16 protein-coding genes are annotated in these 15,867 nt (G+C 50.9%); 7 read left to right on the top strand and 9 right to left on the bottom strand.

Features of this window, described 5'->3' with window-relative positions; translation table 11 throughout:
• Positions 1-124 precede the first annotated feature (124 nt).
• Positions 125-2,029, top strand: a complete 1,905-nt coding sequence (locus ACM1PF_RS23370) for a tetratricopeptide repeat protein (protein ID WP_416667520.1) — start codon at positions 125-127, stop codon at positions 2,027-2,029.
• A 262-nt stretch (positions 2,030-2,291) separates the two neighbouring features.
• Here the strand turns inward: ACM1PF_RS23370 and ACM1PF_RS23365 are convergent, their stop codons facing one another.
• Positions 2,292-4,109, bottom strand: coding sequence for an ABC transporter ATP-binding protein (locus tag ACM1PF_RS23365; protein WP_416667518.1), 1,818 nt, complete (start codon positions 4,107-4,109; stop codon positions 2,292-2,294).
• Between the two features lie 283 nt (positions 4,110-4,392).
• Complete coding sequence (locus tag ACM1PF_RS23360; protein ID WP_416667515.1) at positions 4,393-4,533, bottom strand: hypothetical protein; 141 nt, start codon at positions 4,531-4,533, stop codon at positions 4,393-4,395.
• Between the two features lie 404 nt (positions 4,534-4,937).
• Here ACM1PF_RS23360 and ACM1PF_RS23355 point away from each other — a divergent pair, with 404 nt between their 5' ends.
• Positions 4,938-5,762 carry an MliC family protein gene (locus tag ACM1PF_RS23355; protein ID WP_416667513.1) on the top strand — a complete coding sequence of 275 codons (825 nt, stop codon included), beginning with the start codon at positions 4,938-4,940 and terminating at the stop codon, positions 5,760-5,762.
• A 170-nt stretch (positions 5,763-5,932) separates the two neighbouring features.
• Here ACM1PF_RS23355 and bchB read toward each other — a convergent pair whose 3' ends face one another.
• The 6 genes from bchB to ACM1PF_RS23325 all read right to left on the bottom strand — a co-directional run bounded on the left by bchB (position 5,933) and on the right by ACM1PF_RS23325 (position 12,687).
• On the bottom strand, positions 5,933-7,459 hold the full coding sequence (bchB, locus tag ACM1PF_RS23350; RefSeq protein WP_416667510.1) for a ferredoxin:protochlorophyllide reductase (ATP-dependent) subunit B: 1,527 nt from the start codon (positions 7,457-7,459) through the stop codon (positions 5,933-5,935).
• A gap of 476 nt (positions 7,460-7,935) precedes the next feature.
• A complete protein-coding gene (locus ACM1PF_RS23345; RefSeq protein WP_416667507.1) occupies positions 7,936-9,171 on the bottom strand; it encodes an LL-diaminopimelate aminotransferase in 1,236 nt (411 codons plus the stop codon).
• 209 nt (positions 9,172-9,380) lie between these two features.
• On the bottom strand, positions 9,381-11,978 hold the full coding sequence (locus ACM1PF_RS23340) for an efflux RND transporter permease subunit (RefSeq protein ID WP_416667505.1): 2,598 nt from the start codon (positions 11,976-11,978) through the stop codon (positions 9,381-9,383).
• Between the two features lie 61 nt (positions 11,979-12,039).
• A complete protein-coding gene (locus ACM1PF_RS23335) occupies positions 12,040-12,138 on the bottom strand; it encodes a type II toxin-antitoxin system RelE family toxin (RefSeq protein WP_416676770.1) in 99 nt (32 codons plus the stop codon).
• Positions 12,139-12,268: 130 nt separating this feature from the next.
• Entirely contained in the window at positions 12,269-12,463 is a 195-nt protein-coding gene (locus tag ACM1PF_RS23330) for a hypothetical protein (protein ID WP_416667501.1), read from the bottom strand.
• A gap of 59 nt (positions 12,464-12,522) precedes the next feature.
• The gene (locus ACM1PF_RS23325; RefSeq protein ID WP_416667499.1) at positions 12,523-12,687 is read right to left on the bottom strand and encodes a ribbon-helix-helix domain-containing protein; all 165 of its coding nucleotides are present in this window, start codon (positions 12,685-12,687) and stop codon (positions 12,523-12,525) included.
• A 122-nt stretch (positions 12,688-12,809) separates the two neighbouring features.
• On the opposite strand from ACM1PF_RS23325, the gene ACM1PF_RS23320 reads away from it, so the two are divergent.
• The 4 genes from ACM1PF_RS23320 to ACM1PF_RS23305 all read left to right on the top strand — a co-directional run bounded on the left by ACM1PF_RS23320 (position 12,810) and on the right by ACM1PF_RS23305 (position 15,255).
• Positions 12,810-12,947, top strand: coding sequence for a hypothetical protein (locus ACM1PF_RS23320; RefSeq protein ID WP_416667497.1), 138 nt, complete (start codon positions 12,810-12,812; stop codon positions 12,945-12,947).
• Positions 12,948-13,326: 379 nt separating this feature from the next.
• Positions 13,327-13,554, top strand: a complete 228-nt coding sequence (locus tag ACM1PF_RS23315) for a hypothetical protein (protein WP_416667495.1) — start codon at positions 13,327-13,329, stop codon at positions 13,552-13,554.
• Positions 13,532-13,933, top strand: a complete 402-nt coding sequence (locus ACM1PF_RS23310) for a type II toxin-antitoxin system VapC family toxin (protein WP_416667493.1) — start codon at positions 13,532-13,534, stop codon at positions 13,931-13,933. Before ACM1PF_RS23315 ends, ACM1PF_RS23310 begins: the two co-directional genes overlap by 23 nt.
• A 146-nt stretch (positions 13,934-14,079) precedes the next feature.
• Positions 14,080-15,255 (top strand): IS982 family transposase, encoded by a 1,176-nt coding sequence (locus ACM1PF_RS23305; RefSeq protein WP_416667490.1) that lies wholly within the window; start codon positions 14,080-14,082, stop codon positions 15,253-15,255.
• A 58-nt stretch (positions 15,256-15,313) separates the two neighbouring features.
• Here ACM1PF_RS23305 and ACM1PF_RS23300 read toward each other — a convergent pair whose 3' ends face one another.
• Positions 15,314-15,496, bottom strand: a complete 183-nt coding sequence (locus ACM1PF_RS23300; RefSeq protein ID WP_416667487.1) for a hypothetical protein — start codon at positions 15,494-15,496, stop codon at positions 15,314-15,316.
• A 149-nt stretch (positions 15,497-15,645) separates the two neighbouring features.
• Between ACM1PF_RS23300 and ACM1PF_RS23295 the strand changes: the two genes are divergently transcribed.
• Positions 15,646-15,855, top strand: coding sequence for a ribbon-helix-helix domain-containing protein (locus tag ACM1PF_RS23295; protein WP_416667484.1), 210 nt, complete (start codon positions 15,646-15,648; stop codon positions 15,853-15,855).
• Positions 15,856-15,867: the final 12 nt, after the last annotated feature.

Raw genomic sequence — 15,867 nt, 5'->3', positions numbered from 1 at the left:
TGAACTCAACGCTATAGCTGGCTTGACGAGTCTCCCGTTTTAATGTTGATTGCTCAATCTAATCTTGCTAATTAAGTTCGTTCTAGCTGAATCACTAATCCTAAATATCCTTGTTTTCAGTTCCATGAAATTTAAGCTTTTCCTCTTGGTGACCTCAACCCTGTTAGGTACAGTTGCACCTGCCTTTGCGCAAACTTCCGAGTTTCAACCTTCGACCGTTCAACCTGCCACTCACATTGCCCAAAGCAGTAGCGTTATTGAACAATACGGGCAAGCCCTCTCCAGCTACAACAACCGGGACAACGATCGCGCCAATGAATTAGTCAACCAGATCCTTCGTGAAGACGAGCGATTTGGCCCAGCCTATTACCTGAGGGGATTACTGCATGGACGCAATCGACGACATCAAGATGCGATCGCAGATCACACCAGAGCCCTCTCTCTGATTCCGGACGATGCGAACCAAGCCAGCAATCTGTATCCGCGTCTTGCCTTCGATACCTTGAGGGAAATCAGAAGTCTTTCCTTCTATAATCGGGGACTAGCTTACTACGAGTTGGGTAATTTCCAGGCAGCGATCGAGGATTTAGCGCAAACCACCCGGCTCAGTCCAGGATTCGCAGATGGTTTCTACCGTCTGGGTTTTGTTCAGGTACAGCACAATCAATCCAGGGCAGGCTTAGAAAACCTCAGGCGGGCAGCCGAACTCGCCCCAAACAACCTGTCCATCATTGCCCAGTATGGGATCTCTCGATCGTTGGTTCTGGGGGATTATTTGACCAGCATTGAAGCTGCCGCCAGGGTTTTAACGCTCACACCTGATGCAAATAATCCTGAAGATTACTGGCATTTGGGTCAGGCTCATGGCACCCTGGGCAATTTGCAGGAAGCTGAGGAAGCCTATACCCAAGCCATCACGATCGCCCAGGCTAATGGTAATTCCGACTATATTCGTCCGTACATTACTCGCTCCGATATTCGTTATGCCGTAGGAAACATTGCTGGAGCAGATGAGGATTTCAGCTTCATTATTAATCGCAACCGGATTGACGATCTCTGGTCTTCGGTGATTTTTAGTGGAATTGCCTTCGACTTAGGAGCCGTGTCCTTTGCCTATGATTTTCTCCAGGGTGGCTTCAACCGCTATCCTGACAACGCAATTCTGCACATTGCCCGTGGACAGCTTCACTTTCTCAGGGATGATTACGTTCAGGCTAAGGCAGATTTCGATCGCGCGATTGCCCTCGATCCAGACTTTGCCGTTGCTTACTTCTGGCGCAGCCGCACCCAGCCTAACCCTCAAGCAGCGATCAGTGACCTCGATCGCGCCATTTCCATCAATCCAACCTATGTGGAAGCCCGGATTGAGCGCGGTGCATGGTATGCCTTTGCGGGAGACAGCCGATTCCAGACCGATGCGACGGAGGTAGACCGATTATTAAACATCGCTCGCACCAATCCAGGAGCAGAAACGGTTGTGGAAGTTTACGAAAAAGAGAGGCTGGGCTATCTGCAACGCTCCTATGGAGAGCATCCGATCGCCATTTCTAATTTCCGCCGAGCGCAGCAACTGTACAGTCAGATGGGACATCAAGTAGGCGCGGAACGGGCAGAATTGGCAGCCCTGGAAACGGAACAGCTATACCTGGAAGGATTTGATAGTCCTAAACAGGGGGTGCTGCGTCGTCCTGGGGGCAGAGCCTTGGCCGAGGGCAACGATCGGCTGGATTGCCAGGACTATGCCACCTCTGGACAGCAGCCCAATAATCGGTTGTGCCATGTGCTGTATTACCCTGCTAGACGCAACCAGACTGTATCCTTTCGAGTCATCAGCCGGGACTTTGACACCTATTTGTATGTCACTACGCCCGATGGTCGAATTCTGGTAGAAAATGACGATATATCGCCCAATAATCTCAATTCTGAAGTTACTGTCACCTTTCCCCAGGATGGTGAGTATTTGCTGATCATTTCTTCCTACGATGCCACAGGAGAGGGACGGTTTAGCCTGGGGACGCGGGTGGAATAGGCATTTGCGATCGGGAGTATCCCATTTAGGCACATTGATGGGTATGTTATTTGCATCCCTCCTGGAATCGTGAATGAAATCGTCTGTCAACTATCCTGTATTGTTGAGTGAGCGGGCAAGATGCCCACCCCACAAGAGATGGACTGGATAGGAGATGCTTACCTCATAAGCCTGCATTGTTGAATGGGCGGGCAAGATGCCCACCCCACAAGAGTTAGGAAGATTGGCAGGTAGATTTACTGCCGTTCTTTGCTGCTTCCGCCTAAGCAATCAGCTCTCCGGTTTCCTGAAGCATGTGCAGACGATGGTAGATCCCGCCCTGATTCAGCAGTTCCTCGTGGCTGCCGACTTCGACGATTTTTCCCTGATCCAGCACCACGATTTGATCTGCCTCCCGCACCGTACTGAGGCGGTGGGCAATAATCAGCGTGGTGCGAGTGCCCAGGATATTCTGCATTGCCAGTTGGATCGATCGCTCTGATTCATAGTCCAGGCTGGAAGTGGCTTCGTCAAACACCAGTACATCCGGGTTCACCAGCAGGGCGCGGGCAATTCCCAATCGCTGCCGTTGACCGCCAGAAAGACGCACTCCCCGTTCCCCTACCACCGTCTTGTAGCCATTAGGCAGGAGATGGATAAATTCGTCTACTCGGGCAATCTGACAGGCCGCTTCCACTTCTGTAAAGGTGGCCGTGGGATTCCCATAGGTCAGGTTATCCAACAGCGTGCCGTTAAACACATCCACCTCCTGATGCACGATCGCCAGCCGCTTCCGGTATCCTGTGATATCGAGCGATCGAATGTCCTGACCATCGATTAGAATTCGGCCACTTTGGGGATCAAAATAGCGAAACAGGAGCTTGACTAGAGTGGATTTGCCAGATCCCGATCGCCCCACCAGAGCCACCGTTTGACGCGGGTGAATCAACAGATTGATGTCCTCTAACACCGAACGTTCTGAATCATAACCAAACCGCAGATGCTCAAAATGCACCTTCCCAGAAAACTCGTAATGCCGTACTGCATCCGGATGATCCGCCAGGTTAGCCGCATCCGTTCCCAGGGGTAACCGCATAAATTCATGGAGTCGCTGCATGGAAGCCAGCCGTCGAGCAAACACCTCCGCCAGACTGCTGATCGGTTCTAGTTCTGAATAGGCCATGCTGGATACCGTCAGGGTTGTGACAAAATGCCCCAGGGAAAGTTGTCCCTGTACCGTTGCCCATAGGGTTAAGCTCAGGACGACAAACACAGAGGATTGAATCACCAATCGCTGCCAGCTAAACAGAACCGTATAGCCTCGGTGAATGCGATCGTCTACGACTTTAAACTCCCGTTCCAGCCGCTGTTTCTGCCGCTTTAGCTCATTGGCTTCCGTGGCAAATGCCTTAACGGTTTTGATGTTGGTAATAATTTCAGCCGTCCGACTCTCGGTGTTTTCCTCGTACTTTTCCAGGATTTCTTCCTTGTCGATCAACCATCTCAGGGTCTTCATGGTGAAGCTGAAAATGAAGATGAAGGACAGCAAAAATAGCAGCGCAATCCGCCATTCGATCAGCGAAATCACCACAAAAATTCCCAGCACCCGGATGATTTTGGGAATCATTTGTCCGGCAATTTCGGGATAGGCCCAGGTATGGTTAGACACCCCCCTGGCCACCCGTCCGGCAATCCGTCCCGCATTATTTTCATCATAAAACTCCAGCGGTAACGTCAGAATCTTGGCGATCGTCCGTCCGGTATGATCTCGGCGCGATCGCAGGGCAATATCCCAGTGAAACCAGTGGGTGAGCCAGGGCTGCACCGGGGCCCGCACCACAGTTGTCAGAAAAATGATTCCCAGTAAAACGACTACCGACAGCGTTTGTCCTGTAGGTTGCTGCGTGATTCGGGCTACCTGAGCCGTCATCGCCTGAATCGGTGCGTCAACCGCCTGCCCTGACAGGACGTTTAACAGTTGTCCGATCGCATAGGGCACCGCCAGATCAACAATTTCAAACAGGCTGCTCATGGCAATACTGAAGACAGACCATCCCCAGTACGATCGGAAGTAGCGGGCAATATCGAGTAATTTAGACATCGGTAGACCTCTTGCAAGCCAGGGGCATCAAAATCGAAAAATTAGAAAAGTTAGAAAAGTTAGAAAAGTTAGAAAAGCTGAAAAACTGCATAGCGATCGCCCCAGGTGATGACCTGAGGAAAACGAGACTTGAAGAAATCAATGGAGCACAGGTGGTTACAAATGTAGCACACTTGTAATACGAACTGCCAGGCGTAACTGTCGCAGCGACAATTCATTAGCAAAAAAAGAGGAGACACCGCAGCATCTCCTCCAACGTGGTGTATTCAAGGTGCAGTCCGATTTAGCTGAAAGCGTAGGCTGACTCCAACGCCCAGAGAATGAGTCCGACAATCGCTCCGATAATCAGCAGCCCAGAGAGAGCCACCGCAGGCGTGCTGTCCGCGCCTTTAAACTTCATAATTCCTCGATTCATGTCCGTCATAGTGATCTATTCCTTTTGCTAGAAGGCGTAGATGGGTTAAGCCTAATGATTTGAGCCGATCCGAATTGACAACGCGCTGAATTATAACGCGAGAAGATCGCTGAAATAAGATATGCCAATCTTCCCCATTCATTCTAGCTAGACACTTGACAAATCCTGCGTCAACCAACACACTTTTAGGATCTTTTTACTTCCTGCTGACTTCAGATCTGAACTGGGCTGCGTTGCTCTCAGGAACGGTTGACGTTTGCTTTCAAGAAATGGAAACTTTGAACCTGGGAACATTTTGCAAACCTTTGCGAACAAATGATTGTTACTCATCTAAAACGGGGTGAGGATTGGACATCTCCCGTCCTTCCCACGTTTTCAAATCAGGTCTTATTAAATTGTTGAGGTCAATAGCCGTGAAAATCAGCCCCCTAAGTCGATTTCTATTGCCGATCGCCCTGACGATCGCTGCTTTACCCGCAACCGCCCAAGAGCCATCGCCTGCTCTCGATCCCGATCCAACCGATCCCACCATCATTACACCTGATACAAGAACTTATCGCTATCAGTGTGCTGGGGGACAGACCTTTGATGTTGAATATTCCCTGGAGCTAGCAACGATCGTCCTGGAAAGCGAAACCTTAAGGCTGACTCAAACTCCCGCCGCATCGGGAGCCAGGTACTCGGATGGCACAGTTACCCTCTATACCAAGGGAGAAGAAGCCTTTGTGGAGATGGGCGATCACATCATCTACGAAGACTGTGTAGGAGAACCGATCGCAGTCTCAGAGATGCATGGCGCAGCACACGAAGGCGTAATGGCAGAACCCATTGTTCAACCCATCACCTTTGTCTGTGATGATAACCTGACCTTTCAGGTAGAATTTACGCCCGATCAAGCAACCCTGATCCGGGCAGACGAAACCCTCACGCTGATGCAAATCCCCGCAGCATCAGGCGCACAGTACAGTGATGGGCAAACTCTACTGGCAACCCGAGGGGATGCAGCCTTTGTGGAAGTGGAAGGCGAAATGGTTTACGAAAATTGTTTGGCTCAAGCCGATCCGGTAGAAGCAGAGGAATCTGCCGTAGAGCGATCGGATGCTCAAACCCCAACGCAGCCTTCGATCGAAACGACAACCCAAACCCCGCAAGCCACCGTAGAACCAGCCCCCGCTCCAGCGATGTCTAGCCCCCCTCCCAACTCAGCACCTCCCACTCCGGTTCGGGCCCTCTGGTAATTCGCCTAACCATCTGTAGCGCAGGCATCTTGCCTGCCGGATTGAATCATTAGTTGTCATCAGAAACCTCAAGGATCTCGGATTGAAGAACCTGCACAACAGTTTACTTTGCTGACTGGGCGGGCAAGATGCCCACCCCACAAGAGTTTCAAGCTATTAAATTTGCCTTCCTAAGCTCCAACCGCCTCCTTGGCGGCGTACATCACCTCCAGCGTAATTTCTGTGATTCCCCGCTCCCGGGCAAATTTTTCAGTATTCCGCTTCACCTTGCCGCGGACAAATCCAGGAACCTTGTTCAATTCCGCCTGAGCATCCTTCGCCCAGTTCAAGTCAGAATCCGCCGAAACGCCCTTGGTAATCACCTCCTTGGTGTCGTGCCCGCCGAAGATTTCCAGCAGGTGATCCTCCATCCCCAACGTAAAGGAGTTGTAGACCAGATCGGCCATCTGATTCGTGCCCTCATATCCCAGAAAAGGCTTATAGCCGATCGGGAAATTCTGAATGTGGATCGGTGCAGCAATGACACCACAGGGAATATTCAGGCGCTTGCCCACATGGCGTTCCATCTGAGTGCCGAAGATAGCAGAGGGTTCAATTCGGGCGATCGCATCAGCAATGGCTCCATTATCATCGCTGACCAGGATTTCATCGCAGTATTCGCTCACCTGTTCTCTGAACCATTCCTCATCGTATTTACAGTAGGTTCCCGCCAGCACGACATGAATGCCCATTTCCCGCGCCAGGATTTTGGTCATAGCTGCCGCATGGGTGTTGTCACCAAATACAACGGCTTTCTTTCCAGTCAGGTTCTGACAGTCGATCGATCTTGAGAACCAGGCCGCTTGCGAAACGTAGAGCGTTTGTTCTTCAATAAACGATTCGTAATCGACAGCTGCACCCTGGTCATTCAGAATCTTTTGGATAGCTCGAATGCATCGCGCCGTTTCCACCACACCCATCGGCGTGATATCGACAAACGGTGTGCCAAACTGCTCCTGTAAATACTTCGCACTCATTAATCCCAATTCCCGGTAGGGCACCAGATTAAACCAGGCGCGAGGCAGGTTCTTCAACTCATGCACCGATGCCCCTTCGGGAATCACTGCATTCACCTGAATTCCCAAATCCTGCATTAACTTCTTCAGTTCCATGCAGTCATGCTGATTGTGAAATCCCAGCGTTGACATACCGATGATGTTGACTGAGGGCGTTTCAGTCTTCCCTTCCGGCAGTTCTCCCTTCTTCCGGGCTTTCTCAATGTAGTACTGCACAATCTGCTGCAAAGTTCGATCGGCAGCTTGCAGTTCGTTGACGCGATAGTGGTTCACATCCGCCAGCATCACATCGCCCTTTGCCTCTAGCTGGGCCCGATCGACAAAGTTCTGCAAATCTTCCTGCAAAATGCTGGAGGTGCAGGTGGGAGTCAGCACAATCAGATCGGGATGTTCTTCCTGATCTTTGCGGGTGATGTTTTCCACCACTTTTTCCTGGGAACCGCGTGCCAAAACGTTGCGATCGACAATGCTGGCAGTCACAGGCGTAAAGTCCCGCTCGCGTTCCAGCATGGAGCGCATCACGTTGAAGTAATCATCCCCCAGGGGGGCGTGCATGATGGCATGAACGTTTTTAAACGAACTGGCAATGCGAAGTGTGCCGATGTGTGCAGGGCCGGCATACATCCAGTAAGCCAATTTCATATCAGTGGATCTCCATGTGTGATGTGCGTTTCTCCAAGGAGGCTGGAGTTGGCTACAGGTCTTAAGGTTGAGGTTTCAGGCTGTTTTCGATTTTCGCAAAGATAGGGAAATGGGGGGAGTGGGGAGTCAGGAGGGAAGAACGGGGAAGGCGATCGATCAAACAATTGCCAGGCAAGGGATAGAGCGATTTCTCCAGGGTTTTGCCATTGATGTAATGTAGTGATTCTTAACGGTTCGTAGCACTTCCTGCAGGCAATGCATTTTGCGAAAGCGCGACCTGTTCTCACCAAAAGCGGTGAGCGATCGAGAGGCAAATGCCTTACAGCACCCGGAGTTCGGCTTGAGCGGTCTATCCCTTGAACCTATCCCTTGAACTTAGGGATCTGCAATCAAACGGCATCCCAATTTTTGAAAAAATCGGCTGTAAGGGCGCACAGCAGTACGCCCCTAAGGTATGTTATTTTGCCGCATCCCCCTTATGCCTTGAATTTAGCAGTGATGCGCTGCATGGCCTCATTCACATTTTCCCGACTGTTGAAGGCAGAAATGCGGAAATAACCCTCTCCAGCTGCACCAAAGCCCGATCCGGGTGTACCGACCACATGGCAGGTTTGCAGCAATTTATCGAAGAAATCCCAGCTCGATAAACCGTTGGGCGTTTTTACCCAAACATAGGGCGCATTTACGCCACCGTAGACCTGAATTCCGGCTTCCGTCAGCTTTTCTCGAATGATTTTGGCATTTTCCAGGTAAAAACTTACCAATGCCTTCGTCTGAGCCTGTCCTGCTTCAGAATAAACGGCTTCTGCCCCCCGCTGCACAATGTAGGACACCCCATTGAACTTGGTGGATTGACGACGATTCCAGAGCTTCCAGAGTTCCACCTCCGAACCGTCGGTCGCAGTAGCAGTCAGGGTTTTGGGAACCACCGTCAGAGCACATCGGGTTCCAGTAAATCCGGCATTCTTGGAGAAAGAGCGAAATTCGATCGCACAGTCTCGCGCACCCTCAATTTCGTAGATGGAGTGGGGCAGGTCGGGATCGGTGATAAAAGCTTCGTAGGCTGCATCAAAGAAGATAATCGAGCCGTTGGCTTTGGCGTAGTCCACCCAGGCCTTCAGGTGCTCCTTGCTGGCGGTGGCTCCCGTGGGATTGTTGGGGAAGCAGAGGTAGATCAGGTCAACCTTTTGGGAGGGAATTTCCGCCGTGAAGTTGTTTTCCGCCGAGATCGGTAGATAAACCAATCCACCAAATTCTCCCTTATCGTTAGCTGCGCCCGTATGTCCGGCCATGACGTTGGTATCCACATACACGGGATACACGGGATCGGTAACGGCGATCGTATTATCATCGCCAAAAATATCGAGAATATTCCCCGTATCGCACTTCGATCCATCCGAGATAAAGATCTCCGAAGCATCTACCTCACACCCCCGCGATTGGAAGTCATGCTGGGCAATCTTTTCTCGCAACCAGCCATAGCCCTGCTCTGGGCCATAGCCCTTAAACGTGGCCCGATCGCCCATTTCCTCCACGGCTTTGATCATGGCCGTCCGGCAAGCTTCGGGAAGCGGTTCCGTTACATCGCCAATTCCCAGCTTAATAATCTGCGCCTCTGGGTTAGCCTCTGCAAACACATTCACCCGTCGCGCAATTTCCGGGAATAAGTAACCCGCCTTCAGCTTTAAATAGTTGTCGTTAATGGTTGCCATAGTCAGTTTTCCTGTGGAGCCGCTACACGATCGCTACGTTCGATCAGACAGTGTACCGCTAAACGAAGGTCAGGATCAGGAATCTGGAGGGGATTGGCGGTAGATACCGTTCTCCAATCTCTACCCCCGCTTCAAAACCCTCGATCGCACATCATCCAGCAGATCGTAAACCACTGGAACCACCAGTAAGCTAAGCAACGTGGAGGTGATCAATCCGCCAATAATCGCCACCGCCATTGGGCCCGTAATTCCACACCAGCTCGGACTCCCAGTGCCAGGGGCAGCATTCCCAGGATCGTTGACGCAGTGGTCATCAGGATGGGGCGGAGGCGGGTGGGAACCGCTTCCAGGATAGCCTGACGACGATCCATCCCAGACTTCCGCAATTGCTTGATGTAGTCCACGATCAGGATGGCGTTTTTGTTGGTCAAGCCCAGCAGGAAAATAATTCCGATCAGCGAAATCATGCCGAAGTCGCTTTGCACTAATAACAATCCCAGCATCGCTCCCACGATCGCCAGGGGCAGAGACAGGAAAATCACCAGCGTATCCACCACACTGCGGAACAGCACCAGCAACACCAGCAGGATACAAACTAGCGATAGGGATAGGGCAGAGCGGAAACCCTCCAGGACTTCATCCACCTGGGCCGAATCCCCTCCTAATTCCAGGGAAATTCCCGCTGGCAGAATTGCGTTCACTTCCTGCGTCGCTCGATCGCCCGCCTCACCAATGGTAAAGCCCTGGCCCAGGTTGGCACCAATGGTCGCAATCCGCTCTCCATTCGATCGGGTAATGGCCACGACCGTATCGTCATCATCCAGAATTTGAGTTGCGGTGACATCTTCAAAGCCGGGAATTTCGGATAGTCGCGCCTCGATTGCCTGGGCGGTTTCGTCGAGCTGTTCCAGATCTTCACCAACAATGCGGACTTGTACGGGCTGACCGCCCCCCGTATCAACAAACTGAATGTCCTCGACGCTGGTTACAACTCCAGGAATATCGGGCAGTTCCTCCCGTAGTTGGGCCTGCACTTCTGCGGTGGAGAGAGTGCGATCGTCCCTCAAGCGGACGTAGATCCTGCCCCGGTTGGTTTCTCCCTGACGAGAACCGACGATGGTAAAGACAGTCTCAACTTCTGACGATTCCAGGACAAATTCATCCAGTTCTTCCGCGACCTCCAGGGATTCTGCCAGGGGATCGAACAGGAGGGTGGGGGGAGGAAGCTGTCCGGGTGGTAGTTGGGGAGGAGCCTGTTGGGGAGTCAAAAACTCTGGGGGAATCTCCGGCTGAGGGGTGGTGTAGAGGATGTTGAACTCACCGCGATCGAGCTGGGGAATAAAGCCAGTGGGAATCAGGGGAATCAGAGCTAACCCGGCGATAAAGCTGAGGAGGGCCAGCAAAATCACCATCCCCCGGTGGTGCAGGGCCCAGGACAGCGCAGTGTGATAGCCGTTGGCGAGGGGAGTCGAGGGTGGAGGGGTGGAGTCTGGAGCTTCAGGGGCAGGCGATCGCCGGGGTTTCAGCAGGTAGGCTGCCAGGGAGGGAGAGAGGGTGCGGGCCACCATTGTTGAAATGATCAGAGCCGCCGAAATGGTAATGCCAAAGGGGGTAAAGAATTGTCCTAATACCCCACGCATAGTGCCAATGGGAAGGAACACCGCTACTGCTACCGCCGTAGTCGCAATCACCGCTAACCCAACTTCGTTCGTTGAGGCAATGGCCGCCTGGCGGGGAGGTTCGCCGCGATCGATATGGCGGGAGACATTTTCCACATCCACGATCGCATCGTCAATCAGAATCCCAATCACCATCGCCAGGGCCAGCAGGGTAATGGTTTCCAGGTTAAAGCCGTAGATTGCCATGACGATAAATGTACCCAGCAGGGAGATCGGAATCGCCAGGGCCGAAATTAGGGTGGCTCGCCAATTGCGGAGGAAGGGATAAATGATCAAAATCGACAGAATAATTGCTTCAATCAGGGCCCGAATCGTTGCCTGAGTTGCCGATCGAATGTAGTCTGCCTGGGTTGCGGCCAGGGTTAATTGCACATTGGGCAATTCTGTCCCCAAGACGTTGATTTCATCCGCCACTGCATCCGCCACTTCCAGCGTGTTCGCCGCCCCTTCTTTAATGATCTGAATCGCCAGAGCGGAATTGCCATTAAACCGGACGATCGTGGCTCCCTGAGTCAAAAGTTGCTCAATTGATGGCGGTTGAGTCGGATCGATCGCCGCTGGCACCCCCAACAGGTCTACCCGCAAGACCCCCGGTAAGGCTTCGATCGCCGGGACAATTTCCGCTTCAGTAATTTCTGATAGTTCCTCTAAATCCAGCGTCTCACTTTCAATGGCATAGCTGGCCACCGACGCTTCATTCAAATTGACTGGAATGACTGAAAAGCTGGCTTCTGCATCAAATTCCAGATCCGCTAAGGCCGCCTCTACTTCCTCAGTGGATGCCGCCAGATCGCTGCCCACCTGAAACCGTAGACTGACTACCGATCGTCCTGGATAGGTAGTCGAGTCCACATCCGTCACACCCGCCACTTCCTCTAATTCCTGTTCGATCGGCACCGTCAGAGTTGATTCGGTGTCCAGGGCAGAGGCGATCGGGGCTGAGGCGTTTACCACCACCACGGGAAAAGTGACATCAGGGAACAGAGCATAGCGCAATGAACTGAGGGCGAACAGTCCCGCGACGGATACCGCCAGCCAGAAGCTGATGGTTAGCCAGGGTGATTGTATCGCCCATCGAGAAATATTGAACCGTTCTCGCAGGGAGGGTTTTGGACGTGGCTCTACCATGAGCGATGATTATCCTACGGATGTCACTACAACTACTGTAAGACGTAGGGAATGGAACAGTCTATTCGTAAACATCACGACGGTGTCTGACCCTTGTGACCTGAACGCTTCGAGCGCGATCGTCAATTTCATAAACGATCCGATAATCGCCAACACGAATGTAGTTGAAGCTTTGAACTAAACTGCATACTCAGGATCATGAATTAAATAACCTGCAACGGTTTTCTTTGTTGACTGGGCGGGCAAGATGCCCACCCCACAAGAATTTCAGATTATTAAATTTTCATTCCTTAGTCATCATCATGACAAGGACTGTCTACTCCTTCTGCTTCCAGCTTGTCCCAGGAAACGGTGTCCTCCTGCGCTCTAGCCTGCGAAACTAAGATGTCGTAAAAATCGCCCCAGAGTTCGCCCCATTCCTGCAAATCTAGCAGCACAGCTGTTTTTTCTCCAGCCTCATTCACTACAAACTGTACACCACGCATCGTTTTCGCCTCATCACATATAGCCCAGTCTCAACCTATCATCAGGGGCAATATCGATTTCATTCCTCCTCTTCTACCGTGATGCCCCTACGCGCTAAGGCATCTCTAACGAGAACCTCTATATATACCGACAGCGATCGTCTGTCTTTCTCTGCCAATTTGACGAGCTTTTCTTTAAGCTCACCCGGAATATATAGGGTAACTCGTTCCTTATTGGTTGTCACAACTTTGGAGGCAATCTTGGAAGCATCTGGACAAATCATAAGATCGCAATGTAAAGTTATGGTACATCTAGGGTGACGCTACTCTACATCAGAAAAGGTGTACTACTAAACGAGGTGAATCTATGATTATGCTGACCGAAGCCGAGGCAAACGAGATCAAGGCACTGTTAATTCAACTGAGCCGAGAAATTCTGCTCCAGGGAACCTACCAGCGAAAAATTGCAAGCTGTCTGGTGATTTTATCCAAACGCCCCCAGTAGTTTGACCTGCTGGAGTAATGATGATTGAATCATCCAAAATTTTTGTGGGGTGGGCAGCGTTTCGACTGAGCTTTCGACCTGAGCTCAAGCCGAAGGGCTCAAGCCGAAGTCTTGCCCGCCCAGTCCATCAGATGATTTAATTCACGTTCTTAAGCAACGATTTAGGCAAATAAATGAACTCAATCTGGAATCGCAGGTAAACAAGTAGTAGATCTCGATATAGCAAAGCGTTAAGTGAATCTCTATGAATACCGCCCCTCTGCGATCGTCTTCGTTGAGGGGCTTATAATTTGCGGCGATCGTAGAATGAAGAAACAGTGAGCAAATTGCCTAACCTGACTAGAAAAGCATTCTCAGAATCCGATCGGAGACTAAGACGATGACTGCAAGAGAATTAATTCAAGCTGAAATTGATAACTTGGATGATGCGGCCCTGAACGAGTTGTATGTCTTGGTGCAGGATTTTGTGCAATCCAGACAAAAAGGCAAGCCACAGAGTCTCATGGCAAAACTAAAAACCATTAAAATTGAGGCTCCCGAAGATTTCGCTGCCAATCTTGATTTATATTTGAGCGGAGAAAAGCGTGTCGAATCGGATCTTCGTTGACTCAGGCTTTGTGATTGCGCTGATTAATCAACGAGATCAATACCATAATCAGGCACTTCAACTCGCCGATCGCTTTGAAAACTCTCCCCTTCTGACAACTGATGCAGTTTTGCTGGAAATTGGTAATGCCCTCTCACGCAGCCATAAGCAAGAAGCCGCAGCGATTATTGAATATTTCCTGACTTCAGTAGAGGTGGAAGTGGTTCACCTCAATGCCAGGCTTTTGAATCAAGCACTTGTACTTTACAGAAAGTATCAAGATAAAGCTTGGAGTTTGGTGGACTGTCTTTCCTTTGTCGTAATGCAAGAGGCAGACATTGTGCAAGTGTTGTCGTTTGATCAGCACTTTACCCAAGCAGGTTTTCACTCTTTGCTGTGATGCGATCAAGATTTGCTAGGGACTAGGCGGGCAAGATGTCCACCCCACAAGAGTTGTAGTTTTTGGGATTTACGTCTAATGTGAATTGGACAAAAAGGTGGGAGAGGTTGAGAATCGAAGTACCACCTTTGAAGCTCACCTCTCCCATGACTAGCATAGACTTTCCCAGCCTGATGACCACCATTTTTGTTCTGGTAGACGATTGGTATCGCCAGCAGATTGCACCGTTAGACTGCCCCCGACCAGGAGTACAAGCGCAATTGAGTGATAGCGAAATGCTGACCTTAGCACTGCTGATGGACTATCTGCCCTTTCCGGGTGAAACCCAGTTTCTCGGCTTTATGCGTGCCAACTATCTCTGCTGGTTTCCACAGTTGTTGGATCAGAGTCAATTCAATCGGCGCTTACGCCAATTAGATGGGATGCTGGAATCACTGCGACGCAGTTGGGTCGTGGCATTAGGAGCGACCCAGCAAACGCATCTGCTGGTGGACACCAAACCGATTCCCGTACTGGGACTCAAGCGGGACAAGACACGCAGTGATAGCGAAATGCTGACCTTAGCACTGCTGATGGACTATCTGCCCTTTCCGGGTGAAACCCAGTTTCTCGGCTTTATGCGTGCCAACTATCTCTGCTGGTTTCCACAGTTGTTGGATCAGAGTCAATTCAATCGGCGCTTACGCCAATTAGATGGGATGCTGGAATCACTGCGACGCAGTTGGGTCGTGGCATTAGGAGCGACCCAGCAAACGCATCTGCTGGTGGACACCAAACCGATTCCCGTACTGGGACTCAAGCGGGACAAGACACGCAGTGATTTTTCTGGCAATGCAACCCCTGGCTATTGTGCGTCGCGCCAGATGTATTACTTCGGCTACAAACTCGCCTTACTCAGTACCTGGAACGGGATTCCGATTGCCTATGATTTAGTCCCAGCCAACACCGATGAGCGGGTTGCCATTGAGTCGCTCTTAGCGGTCGCCCGAGGGTGCACCATCTACGGTGACAAGGGGTTTATCGACCAGGACTGGCAACTCCAAGTGCAGCAGCGCACCGGCAATCAGATTTGGACTGTCTTGCGCAAAAATCAGAAACAGCAGCATCCCCCATCCCTCAATCGCTTCATCTCCAAAGTGCGTCAGCGCATTGAAGGGGTGTTTCATGAAATTCAAAACACTGGACGTAACCCCGAACGCTTGCTCAACAAGACCGTAGAGGGCTTTTGTGTCCACATTGCAGCTAAACTGGCAAGCCATACCCTGCGGTTATTGCTCAAACAGCAGTTTGGCATCCATGTGTTAACCTTCCAACAGTCTTAAACTGCTCTGTCTAATTCACATTAGGCGTGATTTTAGAACGGGTTTGAATCAGACTGAATCAATTGGTTTCAGCAACTTGCAGATCGAAAACCGCTTCAACCGAATACCGATCGCCCAGCATCCGCTTGAGTTTTCTAGCGTGGTGTTCAGCTTCGCTGCGGAGGTGATAACGCGCAACGATTTGATTTGCCAGATTCGGGAGATAGATCACCACAATCCAATTGCCTTCACCGCAGTTCATACAACTTCTCTCAAACGCGATTAGAAAACCGATCGCCAGCTCCGCTTCACAAAAAGGCGATCGTTCAACAAGTTTAGCACTCGGTAGCACTCCGAGACACACCTAAAGCTAAAATGAAACTTGATGTGCTTCTGAGGACTAGGATTGAAATGAAGGATTTCTGGTTTGATGTGCCTGCTAAAATTCCCAGGATTGCGGTTTATTTATCTGAAGAAATCAAGGCAGAGCTTGAACAGCTTGCCCATGCGGAACGGCGTTCTTTGTCTCAAATGGCTGCCCTACTCATCGAAGAGTCGATCGCTCGTGCCAGAACAGATGGACGATTGCAGCGAAAAAATCACGAAGATCAGCAGGGTTAGTCAACCTTTCCG

Source organism: Egbenema bharatensis FJBBOT/2019 (assembly GCF_048077055.1).
Taxonomy (GTDB): domain Bacteria; phylum Cyanobacteriota; class Cyanobacteriia; order Elainellales; family Elainellaceae; genus Egbenema; species Egbenema bharatensis.
This window is presented reverse-complemented; position numbering and strand designations above follow the sequence as displayed.

Coding starts and splice junctions, on each gene's coding strand:
- ACM1PF_RS23370 (WP_416667520.1), top strand. CDS start 125: ATGAAATTTAAGCTTTTCCTCTTGGTGACCTCAACCCTGTTAGGTACA.
- ACM1PF_RS23365 (WP_416667518.1), bottom strand. CDS start 4,109: ATGTCTAAATTACTCGATATTGCCCGCTACTTCCGATCGTACTGGGGA.
- ACM1PF_RS23360 (WP_416667515.1), bottom strand. CDS start 4,533: ATGACGGACATGAATCGAGGAATTATGAAGTTTAAAGGCGCGGACAGC.
- bchB (WP_416667510.1), bottom strand. CDS start 7,459: ATGAAATTGGCTTACTGGATGTATGCCGGCCCTGCACACATCGGCACA.
- ACM1PF_RS23345 (WP_416667507.1), bottom strand. CDS start 9,171: ATGGCAACCATTAACGACAACTATTTAAAGCTGAAGGCGGGTTACTTA.
- ACM1PF_RS23340 (WP_416667505.1), bottom strand. CDS start 11,978: ATGGTAGAGCCACGTCCAAAACCCTCCCTGCGAGAACGGTTCAATATT.
- ACM1PF_RS23330 (WP_416667501.1), bottom strand. CDS start 12,463: ATGCGTGGTGTACAGTTTGTAGTGAATGAGGCTGGAGAAAAAACAGCT.
- ACM1PF_RS23320 (WP_416667497.1), top strand. CDS start 12,810: ATGATTATGCTGACCGAAGCCGAGGCAAACGAGATCAAGGCACTGTTA.
- ACM1PF_RS23315 (WP_416667495.1), top strand. CDS start 13,327: ATGACTGCAAGAGAATTAATTCAAGCTGAAATTGATAACTTGGATGAT.
- ACM1PF_RS23305 (WP_416667490.1), top strand. CDS start 14,080: ATGACTAGCATAGACTTTCCCAGCCTGATGACCACCATTTTTGTTCTG.
- ACM1PF_RS23300 (WP_416667487.1), bottom strand. CDS start 15,496: ATGAACTGCGGTGAAGGCAATTGGATTGTGGTGATCTATCTCCCGAAT.
- ACM1PF_RS23295 (WP_416667484.1), top strand. CDS start 15,646: ATGAAGGATTTCTGGTTTGATGTGCCTGCTAAAATTCCCAGGATTGCG.